Raw genomic sequence first — 18,018 nt, forward strand, 5'->3', positions numbered from 1 at the left:
ATGAAACTGGCAGTAGTGGGCGGGGGTTCCACGTACACCCCTGAACTCATCGACGGCTTCGCCCGGTTGCGGGACACCCTGCCCGTGGAGGAACTGGTGCTCGTCGACCCGGCCGCCGACCGCCTCGAACTGGTGGGCGGCCTCGCCCGGCGGATCTTCGCCCGGCTGGGGCACCCCGGGAGGATCGTCACCACGTCCGACCTGGACGCGGGGGTCGAGGGCGCGGACGCCGTGCTGCTGCAACTGCGCGTCGGCGGACAGGCCGCCCGCAACGAGGACGAGACGTGGCCGCTGGAGTGCGGCTGCGTCGGGCAGGAGACGACGGGCGCGGGCGGCCTCGCCAAGGCACTGCGCACCGTGCCGGTGGTGCTGGACATCGCCGAGCGGGTCCGCCGGGCCAGTCCGGACGCCTGGATCATCGACTTCACCAATCCGGTCGGCATCGTCACCCGCGCCCTGCTCCAGGCCGGGCACAGGACGGTCGGGCTGTGCAACGTCGCGATCGGCTTCCAGCGGAAGTTCGCCGGACTGCTCGGGGTCTCCCCCGCCGACGTGCACCTGGACCACGTGGGCCTGAACCACCTCACCTGGGAGACCGCCGTGCGGCTCGGCGGCCCCGAGGGCGAGAACGTCCTGCCGCGGCTCCTCACCGAGCACGGCGACACCATCGCAGGCGACCTGCACCTGCCGCGCGGCCTCGTCGACCGCCTCGGTGTCGTCCCGTCGTACTACCTGCGCTACTACTACGCGCACGACGAGGTCGTGCGCGAGCTGCGCACCAAGCCGTCCCGTGCCGCCGAAGTCGCCGAGATGGAGCAGCAGTTGCTCCGGATGTACGGCGACCCCTCGCTGGACGAGAAGCCGGAGCTGCTGGCGAAGCGCGGCGGCGCGTACTACTCGGAGGCGGCCGTGGACCTGGCGGCCGCGCTGCTCGGCGGGGGCGGCAGCCCCTACCAGGTGGTGAACACGTACAACAGGGGCACGCTGCCCTTCCTGCCGGACGACGCGGTGATCGAGGTGCAGGCGGCGGTCGGCGCGAAGGGGCCGACGCCGCTGGCCGTGCCGGCCGTGGACCCGCTGTACGCGGGGCTGATGGCGGGCGTGAGCGCCTACGAGGACCTGGCGCTCGAGGCGGCCCTGCGCGGTGGCCGCGAACGGGTCTTCCGCGCGCTGCTCGCGCACCCGCTGATCGGCCGGTACGCATCCGCCGACGCCCTCACCGACCTGCTGATCGCGCACAACCGGGAGCACCTCGCGTGGGCGTGAGGGCGAGCGTCCTCGCCGTCGACGCGGGGAACAGCAAGACGGACGTCGCGGTCGTGACGGCCGGCGGGGAGGTGCTCGCCACGGCGCGTGGCGGCGGGTTCCGGCCTCCCGCGGTGGGCGTCGAGACGGCCGTGGACGCCGTCGCCGACGCGGTCCACCGGGCGTTCGCAGCGGCGGACGTCACCTCCGTCACCCATGTCTCCGCCTGTCTCGCCAACGCCGATCTCCCGGTGGAGGAGGAGCGGTTGGCGGGGGCGCTCAGGGCGCGCGGCTGGGGCGCGAGCGTGGAGGTGCGCAACGACACCTTCGCGATCCTGCGGGCAGGCATCGCCGAACCGCGCGGGGTCGCCGTGGTGTGCGGCGCCGGGATCAACTGCGTGGGCATGCGGCCCGACGGCCGTACCGCCCGCTTCCCCGCGATCGGCCGGATCTCCGGCGACTGGGGCGGCGGCTGGGGTCTGGCGGAGGAGGCGCTGTGGCACGCGGCGCGCGCCGAGGACGGGCGGGGCGGACCCACGGCCCTCGCCCGCACCCTCCCGGCCCACTTCGGCCTCGGCTCCATGTACGCGCTGATCGAGGCACTGCACCTGGAACACATCGGCAACGCCCGGCGGCACGAGCTGACCCCGGTGCTGTTCGCCACCGCGGCGGACGGCGACCCGGTGGCCCGTGCGCTCGTCGACCGGCTCGCGGACGAGGTGGTCGCCATGGCGACGGTGGCCCTGGCCCGCCTGGACCTGCTGGACGAGGAGGTGCCCGTCCTGCTCGGCGGCGGCATCCTCGCGGCCCGGCACCCCCGGCTCGACGACCGGATCGGCGAACTGCTGGCCGACCGCGCGCCCAAGGCGGTCCCCCGGGTGGTCACGGCCGCCCCCGTGCTGGGCGCCGCCCTCCTCGGCCTCGATCACGTGCGGGCCCCCGACGAGGCTCACGCGCGCGTGCGCGCCTTCTACGAAGGGGAGTGAACCCCGCCTCGCGGGGACGTGAGCGCCCGCGCGCGGGGACGTGTGCTCCCGCGCGGGGCGCGCCACCTGGGCAGGGGCGGGAACCGAACGGATCCTGCGCGCGTATTCATGGGCAGGGGGTGGTGCGGGGAGTCGTGCGCTGCGCCGGAACCGGACAGGTGGGCCGCGATCCGCACAAGATCGAGTCAAGGCCTGTGCGGATGTCCGTCGCGGCGGCGATACTTGCGCCCGTGCCTCTGCGTCCGCGCCCGTCAGTGCGGCGGGCCGGGGGGGGCCGACGGATGACCATGGGGGAGGTCACGTGACATACCCGCAGCAGGGCGGTGCGGCGCCGTCGGCGCCGGCCGGGCCGCCGTCGGCGCCGACGGTGCCGGCGCAGGCCGGAGTGCCGGCACCGAGGCCGGCCGCGCGGCCGCTGCCCGACGGCGCTCCACCCCGGCGTACGGCGTGGGCCGAGGGCGTCGACCGGCTGCGGGCCGGCGCGACGACCGAGCCCGGCCGGCTGCGGATCATCGGCGCCCTGCTCGCGCTGCTGGTGATCGCGTTCGGCGCCGTCACCGCCTGGCAGATGACGGAGCGATCGGCCGCGGCCGACGACGTCCTGCACAAGAGCCAGCCGCTGAGCTCCGACGCGGCGGACATCTACCGCTCGCTCGCCGACGCCAACACGGCCGCCTCCAGCGGGTTCCTGGCGGGCGGTCAGGAACCGGACGACACCCGCCGGCGCTACGAGGACGACATCAGGACCGCCGCCGCGAAACTGGTCACCGCCGCCGCCAACTCCGAGCCGGGCTCCCCGTCGGCGCACACGGTCACGAAGCTGAACAAGCTGCTGCCGCAGTACAAGGGCCTGGTCGAGCGGGCCCGGGCCAACAACCGCCAGGGCTTCCCGCTCGGCGGCGCCTACCTGCGGTACGCGAACGAGAAGATGCAGGAGGAGATGCTCCCGGCCGCCGAGGACCTCTACACCTCGGAGAACCGGCGGCTGCGCTCCGACTACGCCGCCGCGACCCCGTATCCGTGGGCCGCGATCGGACTCGGCGTCCTCGTCCTCGGCGCGCTCGCCGGGGCCCAGCGGCGCCACTACCGGCACACGAACCGGGTCCTGAACCAGGGCCTGGCCGCCGCCACGGCCGCCTGCACGGTGGTCCTGCTCTGGCTGGTCGTCGGGCACAGCGTCGCCCGCGCCGGACTCGACTCCTCGTACGACCACGGTGTCCGCTCGCTGAACGTGCTGCACGACGCCCAGATCGCCTCCCTCAAGGCCCGGGGCAACGAGACGCTCACCCTGGTGAGCCGCGGCGCGGAGACCGTCAAGGTCGACGGTGAGCCCGAGGACAAGTTCGACGTCGCCTTCCAGGCCGCGATGCGGGACCTCACCGAGGGCCTGGCCGAGGCGGACTCCCTCGCGGACGACACGGCGGGCCAGAAGCCCGTCACCGCCGCCACCGGCAACATGAAGGTGTGGAAGTCCCGCCACCTTCAGGCCCGCGAGGCCGACGACGCGGGCGACTACCGGGGTGCCCTGGACAGGATCATCGGCACTCCGGCGCAGAAGCCGACCGCCGAGTGCTTCGACGGCGTCGACGACAGTCTGGACCTGGCCCTCGGCCACGAGGAGCGGGAGTTCCGGCAGGCGGCGGGGGACGGCCGGGGTGCGATGACCGGCCTGCCCGCCGGCGCGGCCCTCCTCGCGGTGCTGGGCGCGGCGGCGGCGGTCCTGGGCATCGGGCGCAGGCTTTCGGAGTACCGGTGAGGGGAGGAGCGGCGATGACGCTACGACGGCTGCGGGCGAGCCTGCGGGGCTGGGGTGGAGTGGGCGCGATGGCGCTCGCCTGTGCCCTCACCGCGGTCCTCGCGCTGCTGCTCCCGCTGGCCGACGCGCACGGGGACGGCAGCACGGGCACCGGTGGGCCGGGCATCGCGGACGGCCGGCAGCTGAAGGCCGGGAAGTGCGCGGACCCGCAGGACCTGAGCCCCTCCCCGTCCGGTGACGAGAGCGGCACCACCGTCAGGGCCATCAAGGAGCGCGGCTACCTGAAGGTCGGCGTCGACCAGAACAGCTACCGCTGGGGCTACCGCGACCCGAACAGCACCAAGGAGAAGGTCGAGCTGGAGGGCTTCGACATCGACCTGGCGCGGCGGATAGCGCAGGCGCTCCTCGGCAGCCCGGACAAGATCCGCTTCCAGGCCATCCCCACCAACGAGCGCATCCCCGCCGTGCAGCAGGGACGGGTCGACATGGTGGTCCGCACCATGACGATCTCCTGCGACCGCCTGGACCAAGTGGCTTTCTCCGCGCCCTACTTCGTGACCGGACAGCAGGTGCTCGCCCCCAAGAAGTCGGCCATCGAGGGGTACGACGAGACCCTCGCCGGCAAGAGGATCTGCACGGCGGACAGTTCGACCGCGCGCGACACCCTGATGGCCGACCGGAAGTCGGGCAGGCTGGCCTCGTCTGCCGACCTCTCCACGGTCGTCCCCAACCAACTCGACTGCCTGGTGCGGCTCCAGCTCGGCGAGGTCGACGCCGTGGTGACCGACGGCGCGCTGGCCGCGAGCCAGGCCGCCCAGGACCCCACGGTCGAACTCAAGGGCGGCACCTTCACCACCGAGTACTACGGTGTGGCGATGAACAAGGACGCCGAGGATCTCGTGCGCCGGGTCAACGCGGTCATCGAGGACTACCGCAAGAGCGGCTGGCAGGCGTCGTACGACACCTGGCTGGCCGCCACCCTGCCCGACAGGTCGCCGTCGTCGAAACCCCCGGTGGCCCACTACAGGTGACGTGCCGCGACCGACTCCAGGCAACTACCGAGAGCGAGAGGTGATCGATGGGCGTCACGGGGCCCCCCGGGCCGGTGCTGGACCGGGACGAGGTGGACCGTGCGCTGGCGCGGCTCGGCGCGGAGCACGAGGCCATCGAGACCTCGCTCCTCGCCCTGCAGGACCACGCGGGCCGCAGACTCCTCGAAGGCGCCGAGCTCACCGGCACGACCAAGGAGCGCTGGACGGCCACCGAGGCGTCGATCACCCTGCTGTGGGCGTACTTCGACGCGTACGCGGACGCGCTGCGGGCCGCCCGCGGCATCCGCGCGCGCAGACGCTGGTCGAGCCGGGAGGACCTGGCCGAGCTGACGGAGCTGCTGCGCGGCGAGAGCGTCACCGTCGCCGGGAGTGCCACGGCCACCGCCAACGCGCCCACGCTCGCCGGATCGGGCAAGCTCAGCGAGCGGTTCTCACTGGCCTCGCTGGTGGAGCGGATGAACGAGCTGTACGCGGCGTCCCTCGACATGGTGGTGGCGGCGGACGCCGTCTGGTCGGCACTGCCCGCCCGGATCGACCTGCTGGCCGCGGAACTCCAGCGCACCCGCCGACTCGCGCACTCCGTCGGCGTACGCCCCGGCGAGCATCCGTCGGGCGACGACCTGGAGCGGATCACCCGCACGCTGACGTCGATGCGGGAGCGCGTGATCTCCGACCCGCTGGCCTTCTGGCTGCCCGCGCGGGGCAGTTCGGCGCCCGGCGGCGGCCGCCCGGACACGACGGCGTACGACCGTGAGGCGCGCGCCCTGGAGGACGTGCGGCGGGAGATCGACGCGGTGCTCACCGTGCGGCAGGACGCGGAGGCGCGGCTCGTGCGGCTGCGGGACGTGCTCTCGCGGGCGGACCGCACCCTGGCCGAGGCCCGCTCCGCCCGCGGTGAGGTGCTGGCGAAGATCGCCGCGTCCGAGGTGCCCGCGGTGAGCGGCCCGCCGACCGCCCTGCACGAGCAGCTGGCGGCGGCCGCGGAGTACCGGCGGCACGCGCAGTGGCACCGCCTGTCCCCGCTCCTGGAGTCGCTGGAGCAGAAGGCGGAGGACGAACTGCTGCGCGCCCGCGAGTCGTTGACGGCGGTGACCGCGCCGCTGGCGGTCCGCGCCGAGCTGCGCGGCCGCCTCGACGCGTACAAGGCGAAGGTCGCCCGGCACGGCTTCGCGGAGGACCCGTTCCTCGTCGAGCGCTATGACGCGGCGCGCCGCATGCTGTGGAGCGCGCCCTGCGATCTGCGGGTCGCGGAGGAGGCGGTGCTGCGCTACCAGCGTGCGGCGGCCGACCTGCTCAGCCCGCGGGCGCCCGAGCAGGACGGGCCGGGCGAGCGGACCGACCGCAGGGGGCCGGTCACGTGAGGGGCAGGGGTGAGACGGCGTGAGTGAACAGCCCGAGAGCGCGCGGCGGGCGTGCCAGCGGCCCGGATGCCCGGGCTCGTACGAGGACATGGGCGGCGGCGAGCTGTACTGCGACACGTGCGGTCTGGCGCCGGTGGTCTCGCACGACGGCACGGTCGGTTCGCCGCCGACCGGGATCACCGCCGGCGGGCGCGGTTCCCGCAGCGGCAGCACGCGCGGCAGTGCGCGGGCCAGCGCGCGGACGTCGTCGCGGTCCTCGCAGTCCCGGCGTTCCGTCTCGGGCCGTCTGTCGCGGTCGCTGTCGGGCGGTTCGGCGTCGCGGTCGGTGTCCGTGCGCAGTTCCGGTGCCACGACGGGGGCCTCCAGCCGCGGCCGGCTCGGCGCCGGCCTGGTGCAGGTCCCGGGGGTGCCGCGGCCCGACCCGCGCGAGATGGTGCTGGAGAACCCGGAGGTCCCCGAGCGCAAGCGGTTCTGCTCGCGCTCCGACTGCGGGGCGCCGGTGGGTCGTTCGCGCGGGGACCGGCCGGGGCGCACGGAGGGCTTCTGCACGAAGTGCGGCCACCCGTACTCGTTCGTGCCGAAACTGCACACCGGCGACATCGTGCACGGCCAGTACGAGGTCGCGGGCTGTCTGGCGCACGGCGGTCTCGGCTGGGTCTACCTGGCCGTCGACCGCGCGGTCTCCGACCGCTGGGTGGTCCTCAAGGGCCTGCTCGACACCGGCGACCAGGACGCGATGGCGGCCGCGATCTCCGAACGCCGCTTCCTCGCCGAGATCGAGCACGCCAACATCGTGCGCATCTACAACTTCGTCGAGCACCTGGACCAGCGCAGCGGCTCGCTCGACGGCTACATCGTCATGGAGTACGTGGGCGGCAAGTCGCTGAAGGAGATCGCCAACGGCCGCCGCACGGCGGGCGGCAAGCGGGATCCGCTGCCCGTGGAGCAGGCGTGCGCGTACGGTATCGAGGCGCTGGAGGCCCTCGGGCACCTGCACAGCCGCAACCTCCTGTACTGCGACTTCAAGGTCGACAACGCGATCCAGACCGAGGACCAGCTCAAGCTGATCGACATGGGCGCGGTGCGCAGGATGGACGACGACGAGTCGGCCATCTACGGCACCGTCGGCTACCAGGCACCCGAGGTAGCCGACGTCGGCCCCTCCGTCTCCTCCGACCTGTACACCGTCGCACGCACCCTCGCGGTGCTCAGCTTCGACTTCCAGGGCTACACGAACCTCTTCGTGGACTCGCTGCCCGACCCGGACACCATCGAGGTGTTCCGGCAGTACGAGTCGTTCTACCGGCTGCTGGTGCGGGCCACCGACCCCGATCCGGTCCGCAGGTTCGCGTCCGCGCAGGAGATGTCGGAGCAGCTGACCGGCGTCCTGCGCGAGGTGGTGGCCCTGCAGACCGGCCGTCCGCGGCCCTCCCTGTCGACCCTGTTCGGCCCCGAGGTCAAGGTCACGGACACGGAGCTGTTCGGCGGGCCGCACGGTGACGTGTCCCGGCTCGGCGCGCGCGCCGTGCCCGTACGCGGCAGGAAGGGCGCACCCCGCCCGGCGGCCGGGACGAACGGCACGCCACCGCTCCCCCCGCCTCCCGGGGCCGCCCTGGTCAGACCGCTGGACACGGCCGCCACCGCGCTCGCCCTGCCCGTCCCGCACGTCGATCCGGGCGACCCGAACGCCGGCTTCCTGGCCGGCCTGATGGCGTCCGCGCCCGCGGAGCTGGTCACGGCGCTCGCGGCGGCGCCCGGCGAATCCGTCGAGACGAAGCTGCGGCAGATCCGGGCCTGGCTGGAGAACGGCGACTCGTACACGGCGCTCGACGTCCTGCGGAAGCTGGAGGAGCAGCGGCCCGACGACTGGCGGGTGGTCTGGTACCGGGGTGTGGCCGCGCTGGTCACCGGCGACCACGAGGGCGCGGCGCTGTCCTTCGACGCTGTCTACGACGCGTTCCCCGGGGAGCCCGCCCCCAAGCTGGCGCTCGGCGTGTGCGCGGAGGTCCTCGGCCAGCTGGACAACGCGGCCGAGTACTACCGCCTGGTGTGGACGACCGACCCGAGCTATGTGAGTGCGGCGTTCGCGCTGGCCCGGGTGCGGCTGGCGGCGGGCGACCGGCACGGCGCGGTGCGGACGCTGGAGTCGGTCCCGGAGTCGTCGATCCACTACACGGCGGCGCGCGTCGCGGCCGTACGGGCGCGGCTGCGGCACCGGACGGCAGAGGAGACCGCCGCGCCAGGCTTCCTGGACGACCTGACGGCCGCCGCCGGGCAGGTGGAGGCCCTGGACGGATACGGTCTGGACGCCGTGCGGCGCGAGCAGTTGTCCACAGAGGTCCTGGGATGCGCGCTGGACTGGGTACTCTCCGGTAGCCAGGGTTCCGCACCGGCCGCGGGCGGACGTGCGCTGCTGGGCAGCGAACTGGACGAGCGAGGCCTCCGCTTCGGTCTGGAGCGTTCCTACCGGACGCTGGCCAGGCTCGCGCAGGGCGGCGAGGAGAGGATCGACCTGGTGGAACGTGCCAACCGTTACCGCCCCCGGACGTGGGTGTGATTGATGTCCCAGATGCCCCAGCCGACGGCTCTTTCGAGGTGCCCCAGTTGCGAGGAGCCCCTGGAGCCGGGTGACCGTTTCTGCGGAGCGTGCGGGTTCGACCTGTCGGCGGTGCCCGCACCGCCGCGGGACACCCCCACGATCACCATGAACGGCGATGCGCCCCGCCCCCCTTCGGAGGTCCCGTCCGTGGACTGGCCCGTCGCCCCCGAGCGGGGCAGCTCCGGCACGCCCGCCCCGGTCCACCTGCCCTCGGACATCCCGGGCACGGACTCGGCCGGCTCCGAACTCCCGGACCCGCAGTCACCCGCCGGGCCCGCGCCCGGCCGGGGGGCCGAAGTGCCGGACGCCGGGGGCGAGTCCGCCGGTGTGCGGTTCGACCGGCCCGCGGAGCCGGACGAGTACCCCCTCGCTCCCCCCGGGTCGGCGCCCGCCGATCCCCGCACCGCGGACCTCGCGCCGCCGCCCGCCGGCACAAAGCTCTGCGTGGCCTGCCGCGCGGGCCACGTCGACCGCGACGGCTACTGCGAGAACTGCGGGCACGCCCAGCCGCGCGAGCGCGACCACATGGAGCAGGAGCTCGCCGCCGTCGCCGCGGTCAGCGACCGGGGGCTGCGCCACCACCGCAACGAGGACGCGTTCACGCTCTCCTCGACCGCGCTGCCGGACGGTTCGCCCGCCGTCGTCGCGATCGTCTGCGACGGCGTCTCCTCGGCGACCCGCCCCGACGAGGCGTCACTCGCCGCGTCCCGCGCCGCGGGTGAGGCGCTGCTCGAGTCGCTGCCGCTCGGCACCCACCCGCAGCAGGCGATGCACGAGGCCATCGTCGCCGCCTCGAACGCCGTCAACGCCTTGGCCGAGGAGCCCGGTCCGGCCCGCGAGCAGACCCCCCACCAGAACGCGCCCGCCTGCACCCTGGTCGGCGCCGTCGTCACCACCAGCCTGCTGACCGTCGGCTGGGTCGGCGACAGCCGCGCCTACTGGGTGCCGGCCGACCGGAGTGCGCCCCCGGCCCGGCTCACCGAGGACGACTCGTGGGCCGCGCAGATGGTCGCGGCCGGCCTGATGAACGAGGCGGAGGCCTACGCCGACGAGCGCGCCCACGCGATCACGGGCTGGCTCGGCGCGGACGCCTACGAACTGGAGCCGCACGTCGCGTCCTTCAAGCCGGACCGGCCCGGCGTGGTGGTGGTGTGCACCGACGGGCTGTGGAACTACGCGGAGGCGGCCGAACACATGGCCGACGTCGTCCCCCTCGACGCGGGCGACCGGCCCCTGCACAGCGCCCAGGTCCTGGTGGGCCACGCCCTGGACGGCGGGGGCCACGACAACGTAACAGTGGCCGTCATGCCGTTCCCCGCACCCTCTCAGGGGGCAGGATCGGCCTGAGGCCGCAGCACGGGAACGGCCTCGGACCGGAGGGGACCGGTCCGCAATCGATGTCTTTCCGCCCGCCGTGGGACACCGCGCGGCGCGGGACGCTGGGGGGAGCACAGAAGGCATGGCCAATTTCTCGAAGTCGCACGCGCCGCGGTTCTCGGTGGACGTCTACCAGAACGAGTACCTGCCGGAGGGCGGCCGCGAGGTCAACGCGATCGTCACGGTGAGCGCGACCGGCGGCGGCACCGTCGGCAGCGCGATCACCGCCCCGCATCTGTACGCGGCCGGACAGGCACCCGACGCGGCTGTGGCGATCATGGTCGACTGCTCGGGCTCGATGGACTACCCGCCGGCCAAGATGCGCGGCGCCCGCGAGGCGACGGCCGCCGCGATCGACGCGGTGCGCGACGGCGTGCACTTCACGGTGATCTCCGGCACACATGTCGCCCAGGAGGTCTACCCGGCCGACGGGCGGCTCGCGGTGGCGAGCGCCCAGACCCGTGAGCAGGCCAAGCAGGCACTGCGCAGGCTCAGCGCAGGCGGCGGCACGGCGATCGGCACCTGGCTGCGCCTCGCCGACCGCCTGCTGTCCTCGGCGGACGTCTCGATCCGGCACGGAATCCTACTCACCGACGGCCGCAACGAACACGAGACGCCGAAGGACCTGAGGGCCGCCCTGGACTCCTGCGCCGGCCGATTCACCTGTGACGCGCGGGGAGTCGGCACGGACTGGGAGGTCAAGGAGGTCACCGGGATCGCCTCGGCGCTGCTCGGCACCGCCGACATCGTCGCCGACCCGGCCGCCCTGGCCGCCGACTTCACGCAGATGATGGAGACGGCCATGGGCAAGGAGGTCGCGGACGTCGCCCTCCGGCTGTGGACACCCGTCGGCACGAAGATCAAATTCGTCAAACAAGTGGCGCCCAGAGTCGAGGAGTTGACCGGCCGCCGCAGCGAGGCGGGCCCGCGCGCAGGCGACTACCCCACCGGGTCCTGGGGCGACGAGTCCCGCGACTACCACGTGTGCGTGGAGGTCCCCTCGGCCGGCCTCGGCCAGGAGATGCTGGCCGCACGGGTTTCCCTGGTGGTCCCGCAGAGCGACGGAAGCGTGCACAACCTCGGCGCGCAGGGGCTCGTACGGGCCGTGTGGACCGAGGACATGGTGGCGTCCACGTCGATCAACCCTCAGGTCGCGCACTACACAGGTCAGGCGGAACTGGCACAGGTCATCCAGCAGGGCCTGGATGCCCGCAAAGCGGGAGATGTCGACGGCGCGACGGCCAAGCTGGGCCGCGCGGTCCAGCTCGCGAGTGCGTCCGGCAACGCCGATACTGCGAAACTGCTTGCGAAGGTGGTGGACGTGGTCGACGCGGCTGCAGGTACTGTGCGATTGAAGGCACGGGTCGAAGAGGCGGACGAGATGACCCTCGAGACCCGGTCCACCAAGACTGTTCGTGTAAAGAAGTAGCGAGCCCGGCCCCTCCAGGGGACCGGAGAAACCCGGCCGGACCGGCCGGAAAAGGAGAGGGGGAAGCGCCGACATGCCGACCTGCCCGAACGGACACCAGTCGGGTTCCGACGACTGGTGCGAGGTCTGCGGTCACCGCATGGCCGGTGCCGTACCCCCGCCCCCGCCGCCGCCCCCTGCCGGCTACGGCTACCCGCCGCCCGGCTCGCCCCCGCCGCCCGGTGCGGGTGGTCAGCCCGGTGGTGGCCGGCCCTTCCCCGGCGCCCCCGACCGCGAGCCGCAGCTCTGCCCGCAGTGCCGCACGCCCCGCGAGGGCGGCGCGCCGTTCTGCGAGGAGTGCCGGTGGAACTTCCTGACCAACACCGCCACCTCGTACACCCCGGCCGCGCCGCGTCCGCCGGCGCCGGGACCGGGGGCTGCGGGCGGGCCCGGCCCGGGACAGCGCTTCCAGCAGCAGCCCGGCCCCTCCTACGGCGCCGGCGGTGACGCGTACGACTACCAGAGCTCGCGGCCCTCGCAGATGAACCGGCCCGCCGAGCCGATCCCGCCGTACGGCCAGGAACGCTCCGGTCCGTCCGGCTTCCCCGGCAACCCGCCGGGCCCGTCCGGCTTCCCCGGCGAACCCTCGCGACCCGGTCCGTCGGGCTTCCCGGGCGAGGCCTCGCGACCCGGTCCGTCCGGTTTCCCGGGCGAACCTTCACGCCCCGGGCCTTCCGGCTTCCCCGGTGACCCCTCGCGGCCGGTTCCGCCGCAGTCCGGCGGTCCCGGTGCTCCGCAGGCCTTCCAGCAGCAGAGTCCGGCCGCGCCGCCGGCCTTCCCCGGCGAACGGCAGCAGCCGCAGGCCCCGCAGCCCGGCGGTCCGGCCTTCGGGGGCGACGACGACTGGGTGCTTCCCCCGCCGTCCACCGGCCCGGGCGGCCAGGGCGGCCCCGGCGGCCCCGGCGGCCCGGGCAACCCCGACCAGGGACAGGGCCACGGGCAGGGACACGGACAGGGCCACGGGCAGGGCGGCTACGGCTTCCCGCAGCCCGGCGCGACCCAGGCCCCGCCCGCCCCGGGCCCCGACTACCCGCAGCAGCCGCAGACCTGGACCGCGACCATCGGTCCCGACCGTGCGTACTTCATGGCGATGATGCAGCGCTCCGGTCCCGAGGCCGCGGGACTGAACCTGCCCGCGTACTCGCCCGAGCAGCAGCGCCCGCTCACCGGCAACCAGCTCACCATCGGCCGCCGCCGCCACTCCACCGGCGACACCCCCGACATCGACCTGTCGGTGCCGCCGGAGGACCCGGGCGTCTCGCACCAGCACGCGGTCCTGGTCCAGCAGCCGGACGGCAGCTGGGCGGTCGTCGACCAGAACTCCACGAACGGCACGACGGTCAACGGCGGCGAGGAACCCATCCAGCCCTTCGTGCCCGTCCCGCTCCAGGACGGCGACCGGGTCCACGTGGGCGCCTGGACGACGATCACCGTCCGCCGGGGCTGAGGACCCTCCCCGGCCGGGGAGCGTGCCACCCCCACGGCGCTCACCGGCCCGGTCCGCGCACGGCGGCCGCGCTCACGCCAACGGCCAGGTGTACGGCCCCTCGGGGTCGTCCAGCCAGGCCCAGGCGTCCGCGCCGCTGACCGTCACGCCGTACCGCTCCCGCGACGGCGCCTCCTCGCGCTCCCAGACCGCGTACGCCTCGTGCGGGTCGACACGGCCCGCCGTCAGTGTCAGCAGGAACCGGAACAGGTCGTCGCTGGTGGCCCGGCGCGGCAGCCCGCCCAGTTCGGGGAGCTCCGGCTCGGGCGGGGTGTCCCCGCGCAGCGGCACGAAGAAGGCGGGCGTGTGCAGGAAGCGCCCCTCGGCGTGCCCGGCGTCCCGCACGCGCAGGGCGATCAGGCCGGTGGCCAGCGGCGCGAGGATCCGGGCCCCGGGGCGGCACTGAGGGAGCCAGGCCCGCGGGACCGAGGTCAGCGTGCAGGTCGCGATGATCCGGTCGAAGGGCGCGTGCTCCGGTACTCCCCGTGCTCCGTCACCGGTGACGACGGCCGGGTGGTGACCGGCCAGGGCGAGGTGCCGCCGCGCCGAGGCCGTGATCTCCGGATCGAGATCGACGGTGGTGACGAGACCGTCGCCGAGCCGGTGCGCGAGCAGGGCCGCGTTGTAGCCGGTGCCGGCGCCGATCTCCAGAACGGCGTCCCCGTCACGTACCGCCAGCTCGGTCAGCATCTTCGCCATCAGTGAGGGCTGGCTGCTGGAGGACAGCAGCTCCCCGTCCCGCACCCGCGTCGCCAGCGGGGCGTCGGCGTACGCGCCGCGCAGCCAGCGCTCGCGTCGGCGCGGGTCGGGATCCTCTCCCCACATCCGCTCGTAGCCGCCCAGGACGCCGACGTAGTAGTACGGCACGAAGAGGTGACGCGGGACCGCCTCGAACGCCTCCCGCCACCGCGGGTCGCCGCCCCAGGCCCCGCTCGCGTCGATCTCACGCACCAGCGCCGCCCGCGCGGACGTGGCGAGGTCGTCGAGACCGGGGTCGAGAGCGTGCGCACCCATACCTCCACTGTGCTGCCGGAGTGCCCGCGACGCGAGTACCGGAGCCATCCCGTCCGCACTCGGCACCGAGAGACTCCTCGGCGCGCTCACCGTGCTCCCCGGCCGGCCCGGCGAAACCGGGTGGTCCTAGGGCCTGAGTCCTCGGTCGGCGCGTCTGAGACGATGGACGGGTGAATGAGATCCGGCGCGGCACGCTTCAGGAGCAGACCTTCTACGAGCAGGTCGGCGGCGAGGAGACCTTCCGCCGCCTCGTGCACCGTTTCTACCAGGGCGTCGCCGAGGACCCGCTGCTGCGGCCCATGTACCCCGAGGAGGACCTGGGACCGGCCGAGGACCGCCTCACTCTCTTCCTCATCCAGTACTGGGGCGGGCCGACGACGTACAGCGACAACCGCGGCCACCCCCGGCTGCGGATGCGCCACGCCCCCTTCGCCGTCGACCAGGCCGCGCACGACGCCTGGCTGCGGCACATGCGCGTCGCCGTCGAGGAGCTCGGCCTCTCCGAGGAGCACGAGCACACGCTGTGGAAGTACCTGACGTACGCGGCCGCGTCGATGGTGAACACGGCGGGCTGACCTCATGGCCGGCTGACCTCGCGGCGGTCTTCCCGCGGCCCGTCCGGCACGGGACCGGAGCGGGACCGGCACGGCGCCGGGTCGGCCGGGCGGGACGACGCCGGGTGCGGCCGGGCGGGACGACGCCGGGTGCGGCCGGGCGGGAGGTTCAGCGGACGGTGACGTCCAGCGCCCCGAGTCCCGCCCTGCGTACGGCTATCGAGCCGTAGGGCGTACGCAGCCGCAGCCAGGCCCCCGAGGAGTACAGGGCCGGCGACTCATCGTCCGACCCCGTCGTACGCGCGGGACGCAGGAACCCGAGCGCCTGTGCGGCATGCGCGGCCCGCACCGGAAGGGCGCTGTCGCCGACGGGCCGGGACCAGATCTCCCGGCCGATCCGGTCGAGCTCAACCCGCGTACGCTGTTCGGCCGCCAACTCCTGCGTACGGGAACGGAATTCGGACACCGCCGTGCCGACGGCCGCCCGGACCGCGTCCAGCGGCGGAAGCCCGGGCTCCCGCCGCCAACCGCCGCGGGGCGGGAGCAACCCGGCCCACGGCGGCCCGGTGACGGCGGCCGGCACGGTGACGGCGGCAGCCGCTTCGTCGAGCGACTCCAGCAGTTCACCGGCGGAGACGGTCACGTCCAGCGTGACGTCCAGTCCGCTCTCGTACGGCTTGACGAGCCGCGCCGCACGCACGGCGAGGACCTCGAACGACGGCGGCCGTCCGAACACCGCCAGCGTCGTGCCGGACGCCTGGAGGCGCACGGCGGCGGCACGGTCGTAATGGATCAGCCTGGCCAGGAAGGCGGCGAGGTCCGCCGCCTCCCCCTCGTCGGCCAGCTGCAGGTCCGTCATGCGGCGACGGCCTCGGCCCGGTCGTCCTGGTACTCCAGCAGGAACTCCCGCTCCTCCGCCGTGATCCGGCGCGGGCGCTGCGCCTCGAAGTCGAACGGCACGATCACCGTCTGGGCCCGGACGTACACCTGGTCCGGGTCCTTGACCTCATAGGCGAGCGTGAACGACGCCGCCCTTATCTGCGTCACCCAGAGCTCGATGTCCACCGGCGCGTGCCGGTGGACCAGCTGGCGCTTGTAGTCGATCTCATGGCGCGCCACCACGGACCCCTGCTGGAAGTCCTTGTCCGGGCGGAACAGGAAGTCGATACGGGCTTCCTCCAGGTAGCGGAGGAAGACCACATTGTTCACGTGGCCGTACGCGTCCATGTCCGCCCAGCGCAGCGGGCAGCGGTAGATGTGCCGCAAGATCAGCCCCGGGTCAGCTTCTTGTAGGTGGCGCGGTGCGGACGGGCGGCGTCCGCACCGAGCCGCTCGACCTTGTTCTTCTCGTACGAATCGAAGTTGCCCTCGAACCAGAACCACTTCGAGTCACCCTCGTACGCGAGGATGTGCGTCGCCACCCGGTCCAGGAACCACCGGTCGTGGGAGACGACCACGGCCGCACCCGGGAACTCCAGCAGCGCGTTCTCCAGGGAGGAGAGCGTCTCCACGTCGAGGTCGTTGGTCGGTTCGTCGAGGAGCAGCAGGTTGCCGCCCTGCTTGAGGGTCAGCGCCAGGTTCAGCCGGTTGCGCTCACCGCCGGACAGGACGCCGGCCGGCTTCTGCTGGTCCGGGCCCTTGAAGCCGAAGGCGGAGACGTAGGCGCGCGAGGGCATCTCGACCTGGCCGACGTTGATGTAGTCCAGCTCGTCGGAGACGACGGCCCACAGCGACTTCTTCGGGTCGATGTTCGCGCGGCTCTGGTCGACGTACGAGATCTTGACCGTGTCGCCGACCTTGATCGTGCCGGAGTCCGGGGTCTCCAGACCCTGGATCATCTTGAACAGCGTGGTCTTGCCGGCGCCGTTCGGGCCGATGACGCCCACGATGCCGTTGCGCGGCAGGGTGAAGGAGAGGTCGTCGATGAGGACCTTGTCACCGAAGGCCTTGCTGAGGTTGTTGACCTCGACCACGATGCTGCCCAGGCGCGGGCCCGGCGGGATCTGGATCTCCTCGAAGTCCAGCTTCCGCATCTTGTCCGCCTCGGCGGCCATCTCCTCGTAGCGGGACAGACGCGCCTTGGACTTGGCCTGCCGGCCCTTGGCGTTGGACCGCACCCACTCGAGCTCTTCCTTGAGCCGCTTGGCGCGCTTGGCGTCCTTCTGGCCCTCGACCTTGAGGCGGGAGGCCTTCTTGTCGAGGTACGTGGAGTAGTTGCCCTCGTAGGGGTGGGCGCGGCCGCGGTCCAGCTCGAGGATCCACTCGGCCACGTTGTCCAGGAAGTACCGGTCGTGGGTGACGGCGACGACGGTGCCGGGGTACTTCGCGAGGTGCTGCTCCAGCCACTGCACGGACTCGGCGTCCAGGTGGTTGGTGGGCTCGTCGAGCAGCAGCAGGTCCGGGGCTTCGAGGAGAAGCTTGCAGAGCGCGACGCGACGGCGCTCACCACCGGAGAGGTTGGTGACCGGCCAGTCGCCGGGCGGGCAGCCCAGGGCGTCCATGGCCTGCTCCAGCTGGGTGTCCAGGTCCCACGCGTTGGCGTGGTCCAGGTCGTCCTGGAGCTTGCCCATCTCCTCCATGAGCGCGTCCGAGTAGTCGGTCGCCATCAGCTCGGCGACCTCGTTGAAGCGCCTGAGCTTGCCCATGATCTCGGCGGCGCCGTCCTGCACGTTCTCCAGGACCGTCTTCGACTCGTCCAGGGGCGGCTCCTGCAGGAGCATGCCGACCGAGTAGCCGGGCGACAGGAACGCGTCACCGTTCGACGGCTGCTCGAGACCGGCCATGATCTTCAGAACGGTGGACTTACCGGCGCCGTTCGGGCCGACCACACCGATCTTCGCTCCGGGCAGGAAGCTCAGGGTGACGTCGTCGAGAATCACCTTGTCGCCGTGCGCCTTGCGCGCCTTGCGCATGGTGTAAATGAACTCAGCCAAGAGAAACCGTCCGGACGCTTGAAATCGGCAGTGGGCAGATACACCCCATCTTGCCTGACGGCCACCCCTGGATGGAAACCAGTCTCATCGGGGGCCCGCGACCTGCACGTCCGGTGCCGGCGTCCGCGGCGGTCGCCGTACCCGACGCCGGCTTTTCGCGTCCCACGGCGCCGCACGGCGCCGCCCC

At 73.3% G+C, this 18,018-nt stretch carries 14 protein-coding genes; 10 read left to right on the top strand and 4 right to left on the bottom strand.

Annotated features, from left to right (window positions below):
• The 9 genes from ACFYP4_RS06705 to ACFYP4_RS06745 all read left to right on the top strand — a co-directional run bounded on the left by ACFYP4_RS06705 (position 1) and on the right by ACFYP4_RS06745 (position 13,291).
• Positions 1-1,266, top strand: coding sequence for a 6-phospho-beta-glucosidase (locus ACFYP4_RS06705; RefSeq protein WP_358849892.1), 1,266 nt, complete (start codon positions 1-3; stop codon positions 1,264-1,266).
• On the top strand, positions 1,257-2,231 hold the full coding sequence (locus ACFYP4_RS06710; RefSeq protein WP_358849891.1) for a BadF/BadG/BcrA/BcrD ATPase family protein: 975 nt from the start codon (positions 1,257-1,259) through the stop codon (positions 2,229-2,231). The genes ACFYP4_RS06705 and ACFYP4_RS06710 overlap by 10 nt, the downstream gene beginning before the upstream one ends.
• A gap of 301 nt (positions 2,232-2,532) precedes the next feature.
• On the top strand, positions 2,533-3,987 hold the full coding sequence (locus ACFYP4_RS06715; protein WP_358849890.1) for a hypothetical protein: 1,455 nt from the start codon (positions 2,533-2,535) through the stop codon (positions 3,985-3,987).
• Between the two features lie 14 nt (positions 3,988-4,001).
• Complete coding sequence (locus tag ACFYP4_RS06720) at positions 4,002-5,018, top strand: glutamate ABC transporter substrate-binding protein (protein ID WP_388783388.1); 1,017 nt, start codon at positions 4,002-4,004, stop codon at positions 5,016-5,018.
• Between the two features lie 47 nt (positions 5,019-5,065).
• Positions 5,066-6,400, top strand: coding sequence for a hypothetical protein (locus ACFYP4_RS06725; protein WP_358849888.1), 1,335 nt, complete (start codon positions 5,066-5,068; stop codon positions 6,398-6,400).
• Positions 6,401-6,488: 88 nt separating this feature from the next.
• Positions 6,489-8,957 carry a tetratricopeptide repeat protein gene (locus ACFYP4_RS06730; protein ID WP_388783841.1) on the top strand — a complete coding sequence of 823 codons (2,469 nt, stop codon included), beginning with the start codon at positions 6,489-6,491 and terminating at the stop codon, positions 8,955-8,957.
• A complete protein-coding gene (locus ACFYP4_RS06735; RefSeq protein WP_388783393.1) occupies positions 8,958-10,346 on the top strand; it encodes a protein phosphatase 2C domain-containing protein in 1,389 nt (462 codons plus the stop codon).
• A 112-nt stretch (positions 10,347-10,458) separates the two neighbouring features.
• Positions 10,459-11,805: a VWA domain-containing protein gene (locus ACFYP4_RS06740; RefSeq protein WP_358849886.1), complete on the top strand. Its 1,347-nt coding sequence runs from the start codon at positions 10,459-10,461 to the stop codon at positions 11,803-11,805.
• 73 nt (positions 11,806-11,878) lie between these two features.
• Positions 11,879-13,291, top strand: a complete 1,413-nt coding sequence (locus ACFYP4_RS06745; RefSeq protein WP_358849885.1) for an FHA domain-containing protein — start codon at positions 11,879-11,881, stop codon at positions 13,289-13,291.
• 72 nt (positions 13,292-13,363) lie between these two features.
• Here the strand turns inward: ACFYP4_RS06745 and ACFYP4_RS06750 are convergent, their stop codons facing one another.
• Positions 13,364-14,344, bottom strand: coding sequence for a methyltransferase domain-containing protein (locus tag ACFYP4_RS06750; protein ID WP_388783397.1), 981 nt, complete (start codon positions 14,342-14,344; stop codon positions 13,364-13,366).
• Between the two features lie 170 nt (positions 14,345-14,514).
• Here ACFYP4_RS06750 and ACFYP4_RS06755 point away from each other — a divergent pair, with 170 nt between their 5' ends.
• Entirely contained in the window at positions 14,515-14,919 is a 405-nt protein-coding gene (locus tag ACFYP4_RS06755) for a globin (protein ID WP_358849883.1), read from the top strand.
• A gap of 148 nt (positions 14,920-15,067) precedes the next feature.
• On the opposite strand, the gene ACFYP4_RS06760 is transcribed toward ACFYP4_RS06755, so the two are convergent.
• The 3 genes from ACFYP4_RS06760 to ettA are packed head-to-tail and all read right to left on the bottom strand — an operon-like array spanning position 15,068 to position 17,831.
• Positions 15,068-15,757 carry a hypothetical protein gene (locus ACFYP4_RS06760; protein WP_358849882.1) on the bottom strand — a complete coding sequence of 230 codons (690 nt, stop codon included), beginning with the start codon at positions 15,755-15,757 and terminating at the stop codon, positions 15,068-15,070.
• Positions 15,754-16,164, bottom strand: a complete 411-nt coding sequence (locus ACFYP4_RS06765) for a thioesterase family protein (protein WP_355785300.1) — start codon at positions 16,162-16,164, stop codon at positions 15,754-15,756. The genes ACFYP4_RS06760 and ACFYP4_RS06765 overlap by 4 nt, the downstream gene beginning before the upstream one ends.
• A gap of 2 nt (positions 16,165-16,166) precedes the next feature.
• Positions 16,167-17,831, bottom strand: a complete 1,665-nt coding sequence (gene ettA / locus ACFYP4_RS06770; protein WP_358849881.1) for an energy-dependent translational throttle protein EttA — start codon at positions 17,829-17,831, stop codon at positions 16,167-16,169.
• Positions 17,832-18,018 lie beyond the last annotated feature (187 nt).

This window comes from Streptomyces sp. NPDC005551 (assembly GCF_042871785.1).
Lineage (GTDB): Bacteria > Actinomycetota > Actinomycetes > Streptomycetales > Streptomycetaceae > Streptomyces.

Coding starts and splice junctions, on each gene's coding strand:
- ACFYP4_RS06705 (WP_358849892.1), top strand. CDS start 1: ATGAAACTGGCAGTAGTGGGCGGGGGTTCCACGTACACCCCTGAACTC.
- ACFYP4_RS06720 (WP_388783388.1), top strand. CDS start 4,002: ATGACGCTACGACGGCTGCGGGCGAGCCTGCGGGGCTGGGGTGGAGTG.
- ACFYP4_RS06725 (WP_358849888.1), top strand. CDS start 5,066: ATGGGCGTCACGGGGCCCCCCGGGCCGGTGCTGGACCGGGACGAGGTG.
- ACFYP4_RS06730 (WP_388783841.1), top strand. CDS start 6,489: ATGGGCGGCGGCGAGCTGTACTGCGACACGTGCGGTCTGGCGCCGGTG.
- ACFYP4_RS06740 (WP_358849886.1), top strand. CDS start 10,459: ATGGCCAATTTCTCGAAGTCGCACGCGCCGCGGTTCTCGGTGGACGTC.
- ACFYP4_RS06745 (WP_358849885.1), top strand. CDS start 11,879: ATGCCGACCTGCCCGAACGGACACCAGTCGGGTTCCGACGACTGGTGC.
- ACFYP4_RS06750 (WP_388783397.1), bottom strand. CDS start 14,344: ATGGGTGCGCACGCTCTCGACCCCGGTCTCGACGACCTCGCCACGTCC.
- ACFYP4_RS06760 (WP_358849882.1), bottom strand. CDS start 15,757: ATGACGGACCTGCAGCTGGCCGACGAGGGGGAGGCGGCGGACCTCGCC.